The organism is Paenibacillus algorifonticola (genome assembly GCF_000971975.1).
Taxonomy (GTDB): Bacteria; Bacillota; Bacilli; order Paenibacillales; family Paenibacillaceae; genus Pristimantibacillus; species Pristimantibacillus algorifonticola.
In genome coordinates, this window is sequence record NZ_LAQO01000017.1 from 109,674 (window position 1) to 128,406 (window position 18,733).

Here is an 18,733-nt window from a genome sequence, read left to right on the forward strand (position 1 = left end):
CAGTTTTCAATGATTTTGTAGATAATTTCGAAGTAAAACGACAGATTATAGATATTTGTAAACTATTAAACAGTAATGAAAAAGGTGTCGCTTGTAATCATAAAACGAGACGCCTATAATCTTTTACATTAAGTAAATTATACTACAGACTGTCAATTAGTTGAAGTCGAAAGGATTGAGTAAGATTAGTACAAACACCGTTTTTGACAGCAGCTCAATTAAGAAAGGTCCCTTGTTGTTCGTTTTAATAGTAGGGGCATTTATCGCCGTATTGAATCAGACCATTATGAGTGTCGCGCTTCCCCATTTAATGGTCGAATTTTCAATTGAAGCTGCCGTAGCTCAATGGCTCACCACCGGGTATATGCTGGTAAATGGCGTTCTCATTCCGATTACAGCCTATCTCATGCAGCGTTTTACGACACGTGAGCTTTTTCAAGCGGCCATGGTTATTTTTCTCGGAGGCACCATTTTGTCGGCGGTGGCGAATTCATTTGAAATTTTGCTTGTTGGACGTTTGATTCAAGCGGCCGGCGCCGGAATCATTATGCCGTTATTGATGAACGTGATCCTTACCATCTTCCCTCCGGACAAACGCGGGGTTGCCATGGGAGTGGTTGGTTTAGCCATTGTTTTTGCACCTGCTGTTGGCCCTGCTATCACGGGTTATGTCATGGAGGAATATAGCTGGCGTACGATGTTCCAGGCGATTATTCCTGTTGCTGCTTTAGTCATTATTCTTGCTCATTTTTATTTGAAAAATGTAGCTGAGCGATTGTTCCCTAAGCTCGACGTATGGGGAATGATCTTCTCGACCATCGGTTTTGGAATGGTTATTTATGGGTTTAGCAAGGCGGGCAGCCTAGGCTGGTCCAACACGGAAGTTGTGGTTTCACTTATAGTGGGTATTGTTTCCTTGGCCGTGTTTACGTGGCAGCAGCTGCGCTCGGGCAGTCCGCTGCTTGATCTCAGGGCGTTCAAATATAATATGTTCTCCTTAACGACTATTATCAATATCGCCGTCACCATGGTGATGTATGCTGATATGATGCTGCTTCCCCTGTATTTGCAAAATGCGCGCGGATATACAGCATTGGAATCGGGCATGCTTATGCTGCCTGGCGCTCTGCTTATGGCACTAATGATGCCAGTATCCGGGAAGCTGTTTGACCGCTTTGGTGCAAAGTGGCTGTCAATCGTGGGTATGATCATTACAATTGGGACTACAATTGGATTTGTAAATTTGACGGATTCAACCAGCTATAACTACTTGCTGCTGATGTCTACGGGACGACGGATCGGTATGGCTCTGTTCCTGATGCCTATTACTACAGCGGGTCTGAATCAGCTTCCTGCGAGACTGAATGCGCACGGAACGGCTATCTCTAATACGATTAAGCAAGTGGCAGGCGCGATTGGCACCTCCTTGCTCGTAACCGTCATGACGTCGAGCACCAAAACCCATCTGACGGATACGATGGTGACTAGTGGCACACAGACGGCTTCCAAGGAAATGATGATACACGCTAACATTCAAGGCATCAATGATGCGTATCTTGTTATTGTTGGAATTGGCCTCATTGGACTTGTGCTTTCTTTCTTTATTAAACGTGTCAAGCAGGGTGAAGAGGAAGGCGTTAAAATACCTGCAAATAATAAAGTAACAACCGGAATGAGACACACTAAAGAACTGAAGAACACCTAATATAAGAGACTCAATTGTTATTGGCTAGATTCAGGTAACGCAAACAGGCCGGGACCCCATCGATGGGGTCCCGGCCTTTAAACGTACATCTTTATTCCAATAAATCTAAACTCCTGTAGGCTGTTCAGGAGCCGGTGTTGTTGGTGCCGGAGCCGGCGCAACTGGCGTTGGCATTTGAACGGCTGCCGAAGGATCGGACAAGGCGTTCGCACCGCTTTTGGCTACGGTAAGCACATATACACGATAGCTGGTGTCATATGCGAGTGGCTGCCCGCTCACATCAAGTGTGCTTTTGGATAGCGTTAGCATAGCTTCAGCCGGCGACGGCGTATAATTGTTGGATGCACTTGCCGCAGCAAGGTTAAAGCTACCAGCATCGGCGTCTTTAACGATAAACACACGGTATTGTGAGACGTTTCTCTCATCAGCCGGTTTAGTGAAGGATACTTGAATATCCTGACCGCTCGCGAGCAGAGTCGAATTAACCGCTGTTGCTGCCGCTGCGGGAGGCAGCGGCACAGGAAGTGTAATAGGCGCAGAAGCGGAAGACAGCGCATTGGTGCCTGCCGAGCTTCCACCGCCAACCGACAATACAAACACTTGATAGCTGACGCCAGCTTGGATAAATTCTCCGTCTGTATCGCGTGTGTTGCGAGTAAGCACTTTGCTCGGTGTATCGGTTTTATTGACTGCCGTAAAATAATCAGGCAGAGTAATCCGGTTCGCCGTGGTCAGGTTAAAACCGCCTGCATTCGCACTTTTGACGATGAAAATACGGTAATGATCAATATTGCTATCATCCGAAGGTTTTGTAAAATCGACCTTGATATCTTGACCGCTATTGTATTCAGCTGCAACGACATTGGCTGCCGCAGATACACTTTTAGTTGTCAGTGTAATAGCTGCTGAACCGAGGGACAGCGCATTCGTACCGGCAGAGCTTCCGCCACCAACGGACAATACAAATACTTGGTAGCTGATGTTATTTTGAATCAGATCGCCATTTACGTCCCGCGCAGTGGCAGCAAGTGCTTGGCTAATATTGCCGCCTGTCTTAGCCACTGTCGTATAGTTATTGGCGTTGCTCACGGCGTTAGCTGCCGCCAGATTGAAGCTGCCTGCATTAGCAGTCTTAACTACGAAAACACGGTAGTGGTTCAGGTTCGTCTCATCGGCTGCTTTTGTGAAGGCAACGAGCAAATCTTGACCGTTGTTAAACTCGTTTACGTCGCTGACAGCAACATTCGCTGCTGCTGTTACAGCGCTAGTTGACAGGATAATCGGAATCGAGCTGCCAGACAGAGCATTATTGCTAGTCGAGCTTCCATTGCCGACGGACAAGACGAATACCTGATAGCTGATGCCATTTTGGATGAGCACGCCATTAACGTCGCGCGCTGTCGAAGGCAATACTTGATTAATATTTCCACCTGTTTTGGAAACCGTCGTATAATAGCTGGAATTCGTTATACTGTTCGCTGCAGCCAGATTGAAGCTGCTTGCATTTGCCGTCCTAACGACGAAGATGCGGTAATGGTTCAAGCTGCTCTCATCGCCAGCTCTAGTGAATGAAACACGCAAATCCTGTCCATTGTTGTAGTCGCTCACGTCGCTTACGCCTACATTGGTTACACTGCTGACTCCTGTACTATAAAGAGCAATACTGGAGGAGGCGGTGGACAAGGTGCTGGAATAGGAGGAGCTGTTATTAGTAACACCCATTACAAACACACGGTAGGCAACACCATTAATAATGGAATTCCCCTTCACATCTCTTGCGCTGGAAGAGAGAATTTGGCTGTAGCTGCTGCTTCCAGTTCTAGAAACATCGGTATATCTTCCCGACGCTACGTTATTCGCCTCTGTTAAATTAAAGTTTCCGTAATCAGCCTCTCTTACTACGAAAATCCGGTAATAGCTAATCCGGGACTCATCCGATGCCCGATTAAAATTAACGCGCAAATCGCGGCCATCTCCATAGTTGCTGACATCGGCTACGCTCGTAATAGTCGGATTAAATCCGGAAGAAGAGCCAAGTGTCGCAGACGAAGAAGCCGAAGACAAGGTATTAGAAGTAGTACCGACGCTGCTGCTCATGGAAAGAACATAAGCGGTATAGGCTACGCCATTTTTAATATATTCACCCGAAGTGTCCCTTGCCGAGGAGCTGAAGCCTGTACTCATCGTACTGCTGCCCGTTTTGGAAACCGTCGTGTAATAGGAGCTATTAAGCGTATTGGCTGCTGCCAAATCGAATTTGGAAGCATTGGCGGTCTTCACAATGATAACCCGGTAGCTGGAAATGTTGTTTTCATTGGAGGCCCGTGTAAAGCTGACCGAGAGGTCACGGCCGTCGCCGAAATCGCTAACATCACTAATGCGTACATTCGAAGCAGCGTCTACCGTCGATTTGACGCTTAGCGTAATAGATGAAGAAGCGCTGGATAGCGCGTAACGATCGTTATTGCCAACGGTCAAAATAAACACTCTATAAGCCAGATTAGCACGAAGCAATGCCCCGTCTGTATCTCTCGTTTGAGCCGTTAGTACCGTATTTTGGTACGCAGACGATGTAGGAAGTGCCGTATAATTCGTAGCTCCCACAATTTGCGCTTTAGCCAAATTAAAGGCCGTGGCTTTGTCTGCCGGAACAACGAGTATGCGGTAGCTGTTCACATTCGTCATATCTGCTGGAGGTGTGAAATTAACCTGCAAATCCCTTCCATCTCCATTTTGGCTAACAGTGGACACACTTACCGAAGTGGCTGCGCCAACATTTACGGATGCAGATGTAGTAATGCGTACGCTTCTTGATTTTGAGTCCCATTTCACGTCTTCACCAAGCGATTCGCTGACGAAGCGAACAGGAACGACGGTTCTGCCTTTAATGGAACGGGCCGGGGCATCCAGTGTAACGGTTGTATTGTTAATCGTGGCCGTTCTGGCACCCAGTTTAAGAACAACGGTCGTATCGCCTTTCGTGGCGGTTACCGTTTTGGTTTTTTGACTCCATAATACTTTGGCATCTAAAGCTTCAAAAATCCCGCGCAAGGGCACAAAGGTGCTGCCTGAAATAATAATAGCGGGTTGATCAGTTTGCAGCACTTGCCCATCGATATAAATTTTAATATCGGTTGTTGCTGCCTGCGCTACAGGCTGAAGTAACACAAAAAACAGCGTTGCAAAAGCAGCTAGAGCGGAAACCATTTTTCTCATAGCGTTCATATCCCCTCTGGATCGTTCTTCCATCATTTTCTGAATCGATAATAAGACGAAGCAAGACGAGTAAAAGTTTCTGCTTATTCATATTTTGTTCATAAAAAATTTGGCGCCCAGAATAAAGGGAGTATGAGAGATTTGAGATATTTCACTTAGGGGATGTTTTTTGTCGGAGTTTGTCATTTTGCTGTCATTGGAGTGAATTATACTTAGCTGGAATAGTGGGTAGGAAGGTTGCTCATTGAAAAGTATGTCGAATACGAGAATGTACAGGGGAGTGAAAGATTCATGTTAAAAGGTTGGTTTAAAGTAAAGGCGCAAGGGAAATCTAGCTTTACTGTGTTGTCTATGATGTTGGCGTTAGTCGTAGCGCTGTCTATCCTGCCAAGCGCGGCAATGGCGGCTCCGACTCCGGTTTCGGTGAGTCCAAATCTCATGACATTGGACTTGGAGACAAACAGCGGAATCGTTACACAGGGTAAAGTGAAAGTGACGGGCCTTGTTAATTCGAATAGTACAGTTGTATGGTCGACCTATGGACAGGCAAGTGCAGAAGCGGTACCTCAAGCAGGAACGCTGTTTAGCACGATTGCCAATGCTTATACTTATAACCTGAACTACAATCCTTTTGTACCTGCTGCTGCTGGCGATATCCTATCTGTCGTTGAAGTAGACGCTCAAAGCGGAGAGGTTGTAGGTTACACATCGCTAGCGGTTGGAGCCAATCATATTGGTACGGTAGCTCCTATGGTCGATCAGAACTATGTTTTCCCTGGAATACAAGCTGGTAATAATCTATTTTTGCAGGGTGCCTATTTTTACTATGCACCCAATGGAGTTACGCTTAGCAACTTCACAAGCTCGAATACAGCTGTAGCAACCGCAAGCCCAAATAGTTGGTATTTTTATCTGATGGGTAATAGTAAAGGCACTGCTACTATAAGCTTCGATGCTGCAGACAATCTGACTGGGGATAAGATAAAAACAACAATGCCCGTTTCGGTTGTGTCAAATCGCCAACCATACCTAAATTATAATGAAGATTACCACTTTACTGGAAGAGCCTTAACGTTATCGGTTAATCCTCCAACTGCAGAATGGGTACCGGACTCCATTGAAGTAAATGAAGTGACTGTGCCAAGCGAAAGCTATACTTACACACCTGGAGTTTTTGGCCAAAGTGACGGCGAAATTGTACTGCAAGCAAGCGTGCTGCCAGAAGGTGAAAATAAAATCGTTGTGAAGACTTATGATACGATAGATGGGGTGTACGAGATTACTCTTCATCAATCCGAGCATTCCTTCTATATGAGCGAGCCTCTTATTGACAGAGCGAGCGGCGGAATAACCGCATCCATCAAATTCGTGAGAAACATCAATAACAATAGTTATAATGATAAAGCGACAGTCATTTTTCAGCTTATGAACGGCGATGTGCCAGTGGATACCGTTTCTGTTACGACTGACAGTCTGGATAGCTATCAGACGAATCGCGCTCATTTCAATTTAGCGGATGCGGCAACAAATCCAAACTACTCGGTACGTGCTTTTCTCATTACGGGAGACAATGCCGATCCGAACAACCTCGGTTATTCTCTTGCGACAGAAGTGGATGCGGCTGAATTTGAACAGCGTTACCAAGAATGGCGCAACTGGGACTAATAGCTGCGGTTTGGAAGAGCGAATACCCTTTATTTTTAATTGAATAGAAAAGAGGTATGTCCGAAGTGAGAATACGTACATGGAGCTTAACCTTAATCATTGGTCTATGCCTATCGCTGTTTCCCAGCTCCTTATGGGCTGCTGTCTCGGTAAATCCGGTAGCAGGCAGCATCCATCCTGGCAGCCAAATTAACATTACAGGAACCTCAGACCTGTCCGAGGTCATTATTAAAGTATACCGTCCAGACCGCAGCATTCTATATTTTAATGTGGCCAAGGTGAGCAACGGCACGTACAGCGACACGATTACCCTCGGTGCCAATGAAGTAGTCGGAACGTATGAGATCAACGTTGGACAAGCCGACCAGATTTCAACGACCAATGTGGTCGTGACAACAAGCACAATGGCGGCTGCTCCTGTGGCAAATCCGGCGAGTGGAGCGGTTGCAGCGGGAACAAGCGTGACGCTGAGCAGCTCGACAGCTGGTGCGGCTATTTACTACACGACGAATGGCAGCAATCCAACGACAAGCAGCACCTTGTACAGTGGGCCGATTGTCGTTAGCAGCGCGTTGACGTTTAAAGCAATTGCCGTTGCCGACGGCAAAACAAATAGCGAAGTGATGAGCGCAAGCTACACGATTGCGGACTCAACTGGCGGCGGTGGCGCTGTTGGTGGCGGCGGTTCGACGGCTGTACCTAGCACGGACAAGGTCATTTCTACAAACGGCAATTTGACGCTTCCAGTAGGCAGAACGGGCGAGGTTAGCTTGAATAGCGAAGTAATCGTCTCGATTCCGGCTAATGCAACAGCGAAAGAATTGAAAATTACGATTGCCAAGCTGCAAAATGTTCAAGGCCTGCTCACGAACCAAGAGACGCTGGCTAGCTCCGTCTTTGAAATTTTGAAAAATTTCACGGAAAACTTCAGCAATCCAGTTACATTGACGTTCACTTTCAACAAAGCAAGTCTGAAGAGCGGTCAAAAGGCATCGGTGTTCTATTTTGACGAAGTGAAGAAAACATGGGTAGAGGTTGGTGGAACGGTTAGCGGCAACCAGATTACGGTAGCGGTGGATCATTTCACGAAGTATGCGGTAATGGCTGTAGCTCAACCTATAGTCGAGCCCGTAAATCCAGCTCAGGAATTCAACGATATTTCCGGACACTGGGCAGAAGCAAACATCAAGAAAGCGATAGGCGCAGGCATCGTGAGCGGATATCCGGACGGCAGCTTTAAGCCGAATGCAACGGTAACGCGTGCAGAATTTGCAGTGATGCTGATGAACACGTTGAAGCCGCAAGAAGAAGGCGCGCCACTGACCTTCACTGATACAGCGACGATTGGCGCATGGGCGCAAAAAGCAGTCGCGCAAGCGGTGCAAGCTGGCATCACAAAAGGCTACGCAGATGGCGCATTTCATCCGAATGCTCAAATTACGCGTGCGGAAATGACGGCTATGCTGGCAAACGCTGCGGGTATAGCGGCTGATGAGAATGCGGTAACCGGTTTTGCAGATGATAAAGACATTCCAGCATGGGCGAAAAGTGGTGTGGCTTATGCGAAGCAAGCCGGCATCGTACAAGGGAAAGGCGATAATCAATTCGCGCCTCAAGCCCATACGACAAGAGCAGAAGCGGTAACGGTATTGCTGAATATATTGGCGCTGCAAAGCAAATAAATGATAAATTAGTTCGTTGTGAGAAGAAAGCAGTCCCTGTTGTAACTGTACCCTGTAGAGTAGACACTTCAAAATGTCTCTCTATGGGGTGTTTTTAATGTTTTTTTTCCGAGTCTTCTGATAAGATATGAAGTGCAGCATAAAAGAACAATCTGCTACGGGGGCATTCAGCCATGCATAATAACTTGTACTTATCAGCCATGCTCTTGGCAGCCACATGCTGTTCCCTGATCATCTGCTATCTTTGCTTCAAAAGAAGAGAGCTTCCCATTGCCATTAGCTATGGATTAGGGATGATGACGGGTACCTTGTACACCTTCGGCTATGCTTTTGAAATTATTAGCGATTCTTTGGAGGACATCCGATTTTGGCTGCATATTGAATACATCGGTATTCCTTTCGGTACGATTTTGTGGTTTATTATGGTGTTGCAATATACGGGACGCCAGGCACTTGTCACCAAAAAATTCGTCATTCTTCTTCTCTTCATTCCCTTCATTAATTTTCTAGCCCACCATACGAATGAGTGGCATCACCTCTTTTATACAAGCATGACCCTTGATTATTCAGAAGGCTTCCCGCTGGTTGTTTTGGACAAAGGTCCTTTCTACAAGCTCCATGTCGTCTACGCTTATTCGTTTCTTGTCATTGGCATGATTCTCATGATTCAAATGTTCTTAAAAGCCAATTCACGCATGAAAAAACAAATCGCGCTCATGATTATTGGCTCGTGGGGTCCTTACGGCTTCACTCTCGTTTATTTAAGCGGCATTCTTAACATTCCGTATGATATTTCTCCATTTGGATTTCTAGTCTCTGGCATATTCTACATGTGGGGCATTTACCAGTTTAATATGTTGAGGCTGGCTCCGCTGGCGCTGCAAAAGGTTTTCGCCTCCATGCAGGATGCCGTCATGGTCTTCGATCTGGATAACACGCTAACGAGCTTTAATGAATCAGCGAAAAAAGTCATAACGGGCCTCCATAATAGCTGGATTGGACAACCAGCCGCATACATATTCGCACAATACCCCACTCTACTTGAAAAAATAGCTAGAGGCCCCGCTGTTGATCCTAAAGTCCGGCTTGCTGGAGATGGCGATGAACGGTTTTATAATCTTCATCTCTCCTTTATACTCGATAACCGGCGCAGACCCGCCGGCCAAATGCTGCTATTAAGCGATGTGACCGAAAGCGTCCGCAACGAGGAACGGCTGCAAGAAAATGCAAAACAGCTTCAGGAGCTCAATACGTTCAAGGATAAAATGTTCAGTGTAGTGGCCCATGATATTCGTGATCCGCTCGCAGTATCGCTGAATCTGATGGAGCTAATGGAGGACGAACTGCAGGACTACGGGGGCAAGCATGATGAAATTGTTCAGGAGATGGGCCAGCAAATTCAGAAGACGTTTGCTCTCGTAGAAAGCCTGCTCGAATGGTTTCGCAGCCAGCGGGGCGGCATGGTGTTTAATCCGGTGGTGCGGGATCTTGCCCCGACTGTAGAGCTGAATGCACGTTTCCTGCAAGTTCGCAGTGAAAGCAAAAGTATTCGTATTATATCGGAAATTCCGCATGAGACGTTTATTTTTGCCGATAAGGAAATGCTAGATCTAATTATTCGCAATCTGCTGTCCAATGCGATTAAATTTACGGATTACGGAGGCAGCATTCGTGTAAGTGCAGAGCTTGCGGAGGGCAAAATGGTCGTCTCGGTCAGCGATACAGGTGCGGGAGTGCCGAAGGAGCAGATGGATTCACTATTGCAGCAGGATGCATACCCTGTGCCTTCAATAGGAACCGCAGGTGAGCGCGGCGTAGGATTAGGCCTTACCTTATGCCGGGAGTTCGTTCACTTGAACGGGGGCGAGATTTGGTTCGACACAGCGCCCCAGCAGGGGAGTACGTTTTATTTTTCATTGCCTCTACCTCCATCAGCACCAGCTTATCCCCATGAACAGTCGGAAAGGAGAGGGACAGGATGAAGGTCATCATCATCGATGACGAACTGGCGATGCACCTGATTATGAACAGAATGCTGGGCAAAATCGACGAAGTCGAAATTATGGGCAGCTTTCAGGAGACGGCTGCGGCGTTCTCTTTTTTGCAAAATCAGGAGATCGATATGATCTTTATGGACATTAATATGCCAAAGGAGAGCGGGCTGGAGTTTGCTCAGCGGTTAAGGGAGCAAGGCAGGCAGACGAAGCTGGTTTTTGTGACCTCGCATAAGGAATATGCGCTGCCAGCGTTCGGCGTCTACGCTTACGACTATATGGTGAAGCCTGTCGTACAGGAAAGGCTTAGACAGACCATCCACAAAGCATTGTCTGAAGATGCTTCTGCTGTGCTGCCCGAGGAACAGAAGGCTGCCCCGACCAAAGTGCTGTTCAATTGTCTCGGTAGAATGGAAATCCGCAGTGCCCGGGATGAAATTGTAAAATGGAAGACGAGCAAAAGCGCTGAGCTATTCGCCTATTTATCACTGCAAAAAGGCCGCCTCGTTTCGAGGGCACGGCTGATTGAGGATATTTTTGGCGGTATGCCCCGAAAAAATGCCGAAAGCTACTTGAACACAACCGCCTACCAGCTGCGCAAGCTGCTCGAAGCGAATGGACTTAAGGGGAGCCTGCACTCCGATGGTATTCACTATGGTTTGAATTTGAATGAGGCGCGCTTCGATATGTTCAGCTTTGAAGAAGGCTGCAAGCAAATGGGGCTGATCCATGCTGAAAATATCGAGCAGGCGCTTGAGCTGGAGCAGCTTTATGTCGGGGATCTGTTTGGGGATCGAGCCTATCCTTGGGCGTGGAGTGAGATCGAACGTTTTTCGCAAATGTATATCGCCTTCTCCCAGCGTCTTTGCGATGCCTTGCTCCTTAGAGGGGATACGGCAATAGCCATCCGTTTGCTCACTAAACAGTCTGCTATAAATGAGCTGGATGAAGAGACAATAAAGCTGCTGATGCGCGCCCACTCTATACAGAAAAACAAAGAAGCATTAGTTCAGCAATATATTAAATTTGTGGATATGCTGCATCATGAGATGGGTGTCAGCCCGTCACCTGAGGTAACTATGCTTTATGAGCGGTTGCTGCGGGAGCTGAATGCTTACTGGAAGCAGCATAATGGAAGGGATATACAGAGAAAAATCTGAATTTTTTGTATAGAATGGAAGACGGTGTATTCATTGTGTGATACAATAAATCACTGAGCTGACCAAATCGAATGGATAAATGAATTTGGCAGCCTTCAAGAGAAGCTAGAAATGCCATTCTAGAATCGGTAATCTTACTTTATAAGAGGAGTATAAAAATGAAAAATTTCGCTGATGTGCTCATTGAAGAGATCATACATAAAAACTCTGTATTAGTAGCAGGGTTAGATCCCGATTTACAATACTTCCCGGATTTTTTGATTGATAGCGGTGAGGTTAGCAACCAAAAAGCTAGTGAAGCCATTTATCATTATAATCGAATTGTAATTGATGCAGTGGCCGAACATGTAGTAGCTGTAAAGCCTCAGCTGGCTTATTATGAGGTTTATGGAAGCGAGGGAATTCGTGCATTAGAGAAAACGATTGCCTACGCCAAATCAAAGAATTTGATCGTCATCAATGATGCAAAACGTGGAGACATAGGCTCCACTTCGAGTGCATATGCAAAGGCATTTCTTGGGAATGGCTCCCTTGCAGGAGACATGGTTACCGTTAACCCCTTTCTGGGTAGCGATGGTTACCTCCCTTTCATAGAGGAAGCTGGAAGAAACGGAAAAGGTTTATTTTTACTAGTGAAAACCTCTAATCCCTCTTCACATGAAGTACAAGATGTAAAGCTGGAAAATGGAGAATTGCTCTATATTAAAATGGCTGATGATATAAACAAAATAGCGCAGCAAACACTGGGAGAAAATAATTACTCCTTTATTGGTGCGGTTGTTGGGGCAACCTATCCAATGGAAGCTGAGAAGGTGCGAAAATCATTGCCAAGCTCCATTTTTCTGGTGCCAGGATTTGGCGCACAAGGCGGAACAGCTAATGATTTAAAGCCATTTTTTGATGCAAAAGGATTAGGTGCCTTGGTTTCCTCATCCAGAGGCATCATCTATAACGGTTCAAAGGAAGAGAAGAAAACAGAAGCTGTCCTATATGAATTTATTGCGAAGGCTGCTAGAGAGTCTAATGATAAAATCAACGAGGTAAGGCTTAGCCATTAATTTTTTAGATGTTTATTAAATTTTATTATGAAATTAAAGTTCAAGGGCTTTGTCTCGGAAATGGAGATGAAGTCCTTTTTTATTTTTTATCATAAAACGCGATAGGGAATTCAAATTAGATGACCACTAATAAACATATGAAATATTAACCAATTGCAAAGGTATCTGATGACATATTTTCCGTTTTATAATATTAAGAGTCATTTGTTGGAATAATTAGCGAAGAAGGGGTGAAGAATCGTGGTCAGTCATATTGTAATCAATCATGTGGTCAAAGGGAAGATTCATACGATCTTTGGGACGATGGACTTGTATCGTTTTAGTATAACAGATCTTTTGCAAGCGCCTTCAGAATCCGTTGAACACCTAGCAGTAGTAAAACGCAATGGAGTAGATTGGGATGGTCCAGTATTATGTCGTTTTAACTCGGCTTGTATAACAAGCGAAGTGTTTAATTGCACTAGATGTGATTGTAAATGGCAGTTGGACAAGGCTATGGAGTTAATAAGTGCTGAGGGACAAGGGATTATTACCTATCATGCCTCCCATGAAGGACGAGGCTTTGGCCTGGCCACGAAGCTTCTTTCTTACAATAAGATGGATGAAGGACTTGATACTGTCGAGTCATATTCCCAATTGGGAACGGGGATGGAGGATGCTAGAAATTACAGAGCTTCTATCGCAATACTTAATTATTTTAACATAACTCAAGTTAGGCTTATAGGGAATAATAGAAAGAAATATGAAGCCACACGCAACGCAGGTATTCAAGTCGTTGATAGATTTGCTTTAGTTTATGACGGAACAGATCAGAAAGTTCTTAAATACTTGAGTAATAAGTCGAAAGAGCCTGAGCAAGATTTATTAAGAGATAGAATGAAAATAAATGTTTAAGGGTGATATATTGGATAAAATTTTAATAACGGGTTCTGGAGGGGGCATAGCTTCAGAGCTAATAAGGCAGTTAAAAGAGCGGGACGTTCAAGTAGTTGGTATTGATTTGAAGACTAGCTGTACAGCGGTGGACATTCCTATACATTGCGATCTAAGTGATGAGCATCAAATAAGGAAAGCATTCGAGTTATATAAAGATGATTTGAAAAACATAACGGGTATTGTTCATTTGGCTGGAATATATCCTAACCTCAGTCTTTCGCAATACGATTTATCATTATGGCAGAAAGTTCACGCTGTGAATGTAACTTCTTTATTTATTATCGTGCAATTATTGCTAGAACAAGGCTGTGATACCTTACGCAACATTATTTGCACCTCAAGTACAGCTGCTAAAGTTGGGAGTCGTGACCCTGCATATGCATCATCGAAAGCGGCACTTCTCGGACTCTCAAAAAGCCTTAGCCTTTCATTGGCTCCGAAGGGAATAAGAGTTAATTCCATATTGCCTGGAATTATAGATACAGATATGTCAAAGGTACAAAGCTCAGAGAGGCGCGACTATCATCGACAAAAAACGCTGTCAAACACTATTGGCAGACCTGAGGAGGTAGCTAATGTCATTGCTTTCTTACTTGGTGATTACTCCTCATATATATGGGGCGCTTCAATAGATATTAATGGAGGTATGACATTTTGAGTGGACTATTAATTGCAATGTGCGGGCTGGACGGAGCAGGGAAGACTACACAAATCGGTATGCTTACTAAATGGTTTGAACATAATAATGTGCAATTGTACAACACAAAGCAACCAACTGATCAATATAGAAATGATCCAAGGGTACGGTCCTATCTTGATAATGGGCATGTCCATGACATGCGAGTGATTGCGATGCTGTCTGCTGCTGATCGAATAACCCATATGTATGATTTGGAGCAGCGTTTGGACGCGGGCATTCATATTATATCTGATCGATATATTTACAGTTCTTATGCCTATTTCAAGGTTCGGGGTATGGATATAAATGATATTAAAAATCTTTATGGTTCAATACGCAAGCCAGATTTAACTGTTTTTTTGGATATTAAGCCCGAAATAACCATTAAGCGAATACAGGCCCGGGATGGGCATCTAAAATATGAAGAAAAAGACCCTTCTATCTTTATGAATGTAAGGGAGGCTTTTCGAACGGTATTGCCTGAAGATGCTTTAATTATTGACGGGGAAAGAGATCCCCAAGATATTCATTCTGAAATTGTATTAAATGTAAAAACAATTATTAGCGCAAAGGGAGGATATTCGTATGGAGTTAAATAAATTTGTTGAAGTTGTAGACCGTTCATTTACCTTAGAAAGCAAAACGGAGTTAGAGCTAATGTGCGGCTTGCTAAAGGAACAGGTGAATCTACAGAAAGTTACAGAATGGCTTTCAGAATTGCGTCAAGAATCTGAGGATCAATTAGGTAATTTAGCGTCACTCATGGAAATTCATCCTTTGGGATTTGAAAAATATGTATTATGGAACAGCGAAGATTCGGGAATTCGTGGTCGATTGCATTACTGGCCGCAAAATAAATGGCCTTTTGAAAGTATACATGATCACAGATTTAATTTTGCGGTCATCCTATTATGCGGTGAATATACCCATGAAGAATATAAGGTCACGGAACTTGGGATGGATAAAGTAGAGATTGAATTAACTCGCAGTTCTAAGGTAGTAGAGGGCGACACTTATTTCTTTGAAGCTGGCAGCTTTCATCGAGTCATTCCAAGTAATGAAATGACGCTCTCCTTAATCGTTAGAAGCAAGGCGATATTACCTTATTCAAGGGTGATAAATCCAGACGATTTAAAAATGAGAAAGGCTTATGGCAATGTGAAAAAGTTTAAAGATAAACTTCTAACACTTGAAAACGCACTAATATAATGGAGGATATATGAAATTGACTAGAGAGCAAGCGGCATTATTAGAAGTGTCAAAAAGTGTGATAAATAATCATCGAATAGCGGCTGATTGTTTTCAGGATATGGATTGGTCTATTTTAATAAATTTGTTACAGCAGCATAAAATTTTTGCCTTAACCTATGAAAATCTATCTCATGTCATACCTGATAGCTTAAAAGAATCGTGTGAAACCATATACCAAAACCATGTGGGAATTATTGATGAGAGAATGAATGAAATTAAATTATTATTTAATAAAGCAAAAGAAATGGATGTAAATATTGTATTAAACAAAGGCATTGCTTTATCAATCATCATATATGAGGATGCTTATAAGAGGGACTCTCGGGACATCGATTTACTCATTAATGAAAATGAGATGGATAAAATTAATGAGCTGCTAAGTGTATGCGGCTTTCATAGTGCCATAGGAAATAAAAACACGTATCACATAGACAGGAAGGATCCAGACGATTTCTTTTATTTGGATAAGCCTATATTGAAATCTCCAGATAGTCATGAATTTTTCGAGTACTGGAAGCAGACCCATTCTGGAAGATACGTTGTACTTGAGACGGGAAGACATCTGCATCAATCCATAAAAGAGATAACTTCCTTTCTGGAATCCACTCAATTTATTCATATCCAGGGTAATGAAAATGTGAAAACCTTAGATCTCGAGCATAGCTGTATTGCATTGCTTGAAAATGCATTCAATGATGCCGAAGGCTTCGATGAGCGTATTCCAGCCCTTAAAAACTATATTGATATTGCAATGTTTGTGAAAAAATATGAGCAAAACATGAATTGGGATAACTTAAATAAATGGATTGCTAAGTATGAATTGAACAGAGAGTCTGCTCTGGTTATAAAGCAAATAAAAGAGATATTTGCCGGCGCCGATCTTTCATTTTTTGATTATATAAGAATAGACGAGGCAATAGATCATAATAAATCATTTTATGAATGGGATATCAGCATTACAGAGAGATTGTTTCTTGATGGTGAGCAGCGTAAGAAAATGATTGCATTAATGAGTAAAAAAGCAGCTTTTAGCGATCATAATAAAAATTATTGCGGGCCAATTAAAACAAACGATCAACAGTGGCGGCAGTTGTTAGTAAACGATGATAAATTCGATCTGCACTATAACTTTGAATATGAGGCAAATCATCTAGTACTCCGTTTGAACCTTTCCGAATCAACTTTAAATAGCCTTACTGAAAATCAGGAAATAATAATTTTTCTTATAAATCCGAATCTTGATTGCTCAGATTATTTCACACATCAAGTCATTATTCGCAAAGAAAACAATAGGCTTCAGTCAGTTGAAAGATCTAAATTTGCCCATGTGAGAGAAGAAGATGTCCTACAAGGCTGTTCTAATTTTCAAAATGATAATGGGAGCTTGAGCATTTATTTGCCTTATGAAAACCTTGGAAGTGGTGACTACATTGGATATTTTATAGGGGTCATAGATAATTTGCTAGGCAGAATCCCGCATTGGCAAACGGCACCGCCGTACCATAAGGATTTTTGGACCAGTATGCCCGTTTTAGAGGTTGTGGATCATTAAGTTAAAAATGGGGGCGTAATTGTGGTATGGATATTATTTCTGTAAATGATATCACCAAAACTTATCGTCAGTATAGAAGATTCCCGGGGCTCATTGGTTCCGTTAGGAGTTTATTTACGCGTGAGTATATAGAAGAAACGGCAGTTCGCAATCTTAGTTTTTCCATTAAAGAAGGCGAAGCGGTAGGTTATTTGGGCCCTAACGGTGCGGGGAAATCAACAATGATTAAGATGATGACCGGAATTTTGGTACCTACTGTTGGAGAGCTGCGTGTACTTGGTAGCGTGCCTCATCAGGCACGTAAAGATAACTCCCGGCAAATTGGAGTGGTCTTCGGGCAGCGAAGTCAACTATGGTGGGACCTTCCGGTTAAGGACTCCTTTGATCTACATAAGTACATTTATAAGATACCTCCGATAACATTTGAAAAGAATTTGGAATTTTGCGTTGAATTGCTAGCCATCAAGGATTTTATTCAAAAACCCGTTAGACAGTTAAGTCTAGGGCAGCGGATGCGCGTCGAAATTGCAATGGCGCTCTTACATGAACCCAAAATTCTGTTTCTTGACGAGCCTACAATCGGTCTCGACGTGATCGCCAAGGACCAAATTCGGCAGTTTTTGCGTACTGTAAATCGTGATAAAAGAGTAACCATCGTTTTAACGACACACGATATGAAAGATATAGAGGAAATATGTCCGAGAATGATTGTGGTGAATAAAGGGAGCGTCGTTTATGACGGGTCTGTTGTAGAGCTCCGCAACAGACTAGGGAATGAGCGCCAAGTTGTCATTGATTTTCGGGAAGAACCAGGTTTAATAGATATGCCAGGAATAACATTGCTTCAAGAGGAAGGGCTAAGACGAACCTATTCATTTGCAAAAAGTGATGCAAGCGTATTTGATCTTGTGAGTCGAATTGCGGCTAAGTATCCAGTTGAGGACGCTTCAATTGAAAGTGCGGATATCGATTCTGTTATCCGTCGGCTATATCAACAACTGGCGGAAGCGGATTTAAAACGCCAAATTGGTTAAGGTGGGTTAGTAATGAGAATGTATCTTATGTTCACAATGAAAGCTTTTTCTAACCAGTTAGCTTACCGTTCGGAAGTTTGGCTCCGTTTACTGGGCAACTTTGTCACGATTCTGATCCAGGTTGAAATCTGGCGAGCCGTTATTGGAAACGGCAGTGTAGCGGGCATTAAGGCCGAACAAATGATTACATACAGTATTATCAATACGCTGCTTTTTGCCCTGTTGTTAAATGGTGTAAGCAGTAAAGTAGATGGAAGCTTAAAATCGGGAGGGATTGCCTCTGAATTAATTAAGCCGCTATCGTACCCGTTATATTTGCTTTTTGACGGGCTAGGCAATTCGCTCTATCAACTAGCCTTCACTGCTGCGCCGTCTCTCCTGATAGCAGGGCTGTTTTTCGGAATACTCCCACCTGCGACATTAACCCATTTTTTCGCTTTTTTATTGGCACTGATTCTAGCTCTTATTATTTCGTTCCTTCTTGGTTATTTGATCTCTTTACTCGCGTTTTGGTTTATGAATCATTTTGCTCTTAGTTGGATGATGGGAGGCCTAATCACTATCTTCTCTGGCTCTTTTTTGCCAATTTGGTTTTTCCCCCCATCATGGGCTTCTGTAGCGAAAATGCTGCCATTTCAGTATATGGGTTATGTCCCAGCGGCCATATATCTAGGCAATATAACGGAAACTGAACTATGGCAGGTATTTGCCATGGGGGTAGGATGGATCGTTGGATTACTTGTCCTCGTTCAATGGCTTTGGACTAGAGCCGTGCGTCGCTTAGTTGTGCAGGGCGGATAA

Annotated in this window: 14 protein-coding genes; 13 read left to right on the plus strand and 1 reads right to left on the minus strand. The window is 43.7% G+C overall.

Annotated elements, in window-relative coordinates:
- Positions 1-184: 184 nt before the first annotated feature.
- Positions 185-1,705: a DHA2 family efflux MFS transporter permease subunit gene (locus WH37_RS21650; protein WP_046232785.1), complete on the plus strand. Its 1,521-nt coding sequence runs from the start codon at positions 185-187 to the stop codon at positions 1,703-1,705.
- 105 nt (positions 1,706-1,810) lie between these two features.
- Here the strand turns inward: WH37_RS21650 and WH37_RS21655 are convergent, their stop codons facing one another.
- Positions 1,811-4,921 (minus strand): copper amine oxidase N-terminal domain-containing protein, encoded by a 3,111-nt coding sequence (locus tag WH37_RS21655; protein ID WP_052737131.1) that lies wholly within the window; start codon positions 4,919-4,921, stop codon positions 1,811-1,813.
- Between the two features lie 291 nt (positions 4,922-5,212).
- On the opposite strand from WH37_RS21655, the gene WH37_RS21660 reads away from it, so the two are divergent.
- The 12 genes from WH37_RS21660 to WH37_RS21715 all read left to right on the plus strand — a co-directional run bounded on the left by WH37_RS21660 (position 5,213) and on the right by WH37_RS21715 (position 18,733).
- Entirely contained in the window at positions 5,213-6,586 is a 1,374-nt protein-coding gene (locus WH37_RS21660; RefSeq protein WP_046232724.1) for a hemoblobin-interacting domain-containing protein, read from the plus strand.
- 65 nt (positions 6,587-6,651) lie between these two features.
- A complete protein-coding gene (locus WH37_RS33865) occupies positions 6,652-8,268 on the plus strand; it encodes an S-layer homology domain-containing protein (RefSeq protein WP_052737132.1) in 1,617 nt (538 codons plus the stop codon).
- A 173-nt stretch (positions 8,269-8,441) separates the two neighbouring features.
- Positions 8,442-10,250, plus strand: a complete 1,809-nt coding sequence (locus tag WH37_RS21670; protein ID WP_074904812.1) for a sensor histidine kinase — start codon at positions 8,442-8,444, stop codon at positions 10,248-10,250.
- Positions 10,247-11,422 (plus strand): response regulator, encoded by a 1,176-nt coding sequence (locus WH37_RS21675; RefSeq protein ID WP_052737133.1) that lies wholly within the window; start codon positions 10,247-10,249, stop codon positions 11,420-11,422. Before WH37_RS21670 ends, WH37_RS21675 begins: the two co-directional genes overlap by 4 nt.
- Before the next feature lie 158 nt (positions 11,423-11,580).
- A complete protein-coding gene (gene pyrF / locus WH37_RS21680) occupies positions 11,581-12,480 on the plus strand; it encodes an orotidine-5'-phosphate decarboxylase (protein ID WP_046232726.1) in 900 nt (299 codons plus the stop codon).
- A gap of 240 nt (positions 12,481-12,720) precedes the next feature.
- Complete coding sequence (locus WH37_RS21685; RefSeq protein ID WP_052737134.1) at positions 12,721-13,374, plus strand: GTP cyclohydrolase II; 654 nt, start codon at positions 12,721-12,723, stop codon at positions 13,372-13,374.
- Positions 13,367-14,074, plus strand: coding sequence for an SDR family NAD(P)-dependent oxidoreductase (locus WH37_RS21690; RefSeq protein ID WP_052737135.1), 708 nt, complete (start codon positions 13,367-13,369; stop codon positions 14,072-14,074). Before WH37_RS21685 ends, WH37_RS21690 begins: the two co-directional genes overlap by 8 nt.
- On the plus strand, positions 14,071-14,694 hold the full coding sequence (tmk, locus tag WH37_RS21695) for a dTMP kinase (RefSeq protein ID WP_052737136.1): 624 nt from the start codon (positions 14,071-14,073) through the stop codon (positions 14,692-14,694). The genes WH37_RS21690 and tmk overlap by 4 nt, the downstream gene beginning before the upstream one ends.
- Positions 14,681-15,304, plus strand: coding sequence for a hypothetical protein (locus WH37_RS21700; protein ID WP_046232727.1), 624 nt, complete (start codon positions 14,681-14,683; stop codon positions 15,302-15,304). The genes tmk and WH37_RS21700 overlap by 14 nt, the downstream gene beginning before the upstream one ends.
- A gap of 16 nt (positions 15,305-15,320) precedes the next feature.
- Entirely contained in the window at positions 15,321-16,898 is a 1,578-nt protein-coding gene (locus tag WH37_RS21705; RefSeq protein ID WP_177217980.1) for a nucleotidyltransferase family protein, read from the plus strand.
- 26 nt (positions 16,899-16,924) lie between these two features.
- The gene (locus WH37_RS21710; protein ID WP_046232729.1) at positions 16,925-17,932 is read left to right on the plus strand and encodes an ABC transporter ATP-binding protein; all 1,008 of its coding nucleotides are present in this window, start codon (positions 16,925-16,927) and stop codon (positions 17,930-17,932) included.
- 12 nt (positions 17,933-17,944) lie between these two features.
- The gene (locus WH37_RS21715) at positions 17,945-18,733 is read left to right on the plus strand and encodes an ABC transporter permease (RefSeq protein WP_046232730.1); all 789 of its coding nucleotides are present in this window, start codon (positions 17,945-17,947) and stop codon (positions 18,731-18,733) included.

Coding starts and splice junctions, on each gene's coding strand:
- WH37_RS21655 (WP_052737131.1), bottom strand. CDS start 4,921: ATGAGAAAAATGGTTTCCGCTCTAGCTGCTTTTGCAACGCTGTTTTTT.
- WH37_RS21660 (WP_046232724.1), top strand. CDS start 5,213: ATGTTAAAAGGTTGGTTTAAAGTAAAGGCGCAAGGGAAATCTAGCTTT.
- WH37_RS21670 (WP_074904812.1), top strand. CDS start 8,442: ATGCATAATAACTTGTACTTATCAGCCATGCTCTTGGCAGCCACATGC.
- WH37_RS21675 (WP_052737133.1), top strand. CDS start 10,247: ATGAAGGTCATCATCATCGATGACGAACTGGCGATGCACCTGATTATG.
- pyrF (WP_046232726.1), top strand. CDS start 11,581: ATGAAAAATTTCGCTGATGTGCTCATTGAAGAGATCATACATAAAAAC.
- WH37_RS21690 (WP_052737135.1), top strand. CDS start 13,367: ATGTTTAAGGGTGATATATTGGATAAAATTTTAATAACGGGTTCTGGA.
- WH37_RS21700 (WP_046232727.1), top strand. CDS start 14,681: ATGGAGTTAAATAAATTTGTTGAAGTTGTAGACCGTTCATTTACCTTA.
- WH37_RS21710 (WP_046232729.1), top strand. CDS start 16,925: ATGGATATTATTTCTGTAAATGATATCACCAAAACTTATCGTCAGTAT.
- WH37_RS21715 (WP_046232730.1), top strand. CDS start 17,945: ATGAGAATGTATCTTATGTTCACAATGAAAGCTTTTTCTAACCAGTTA.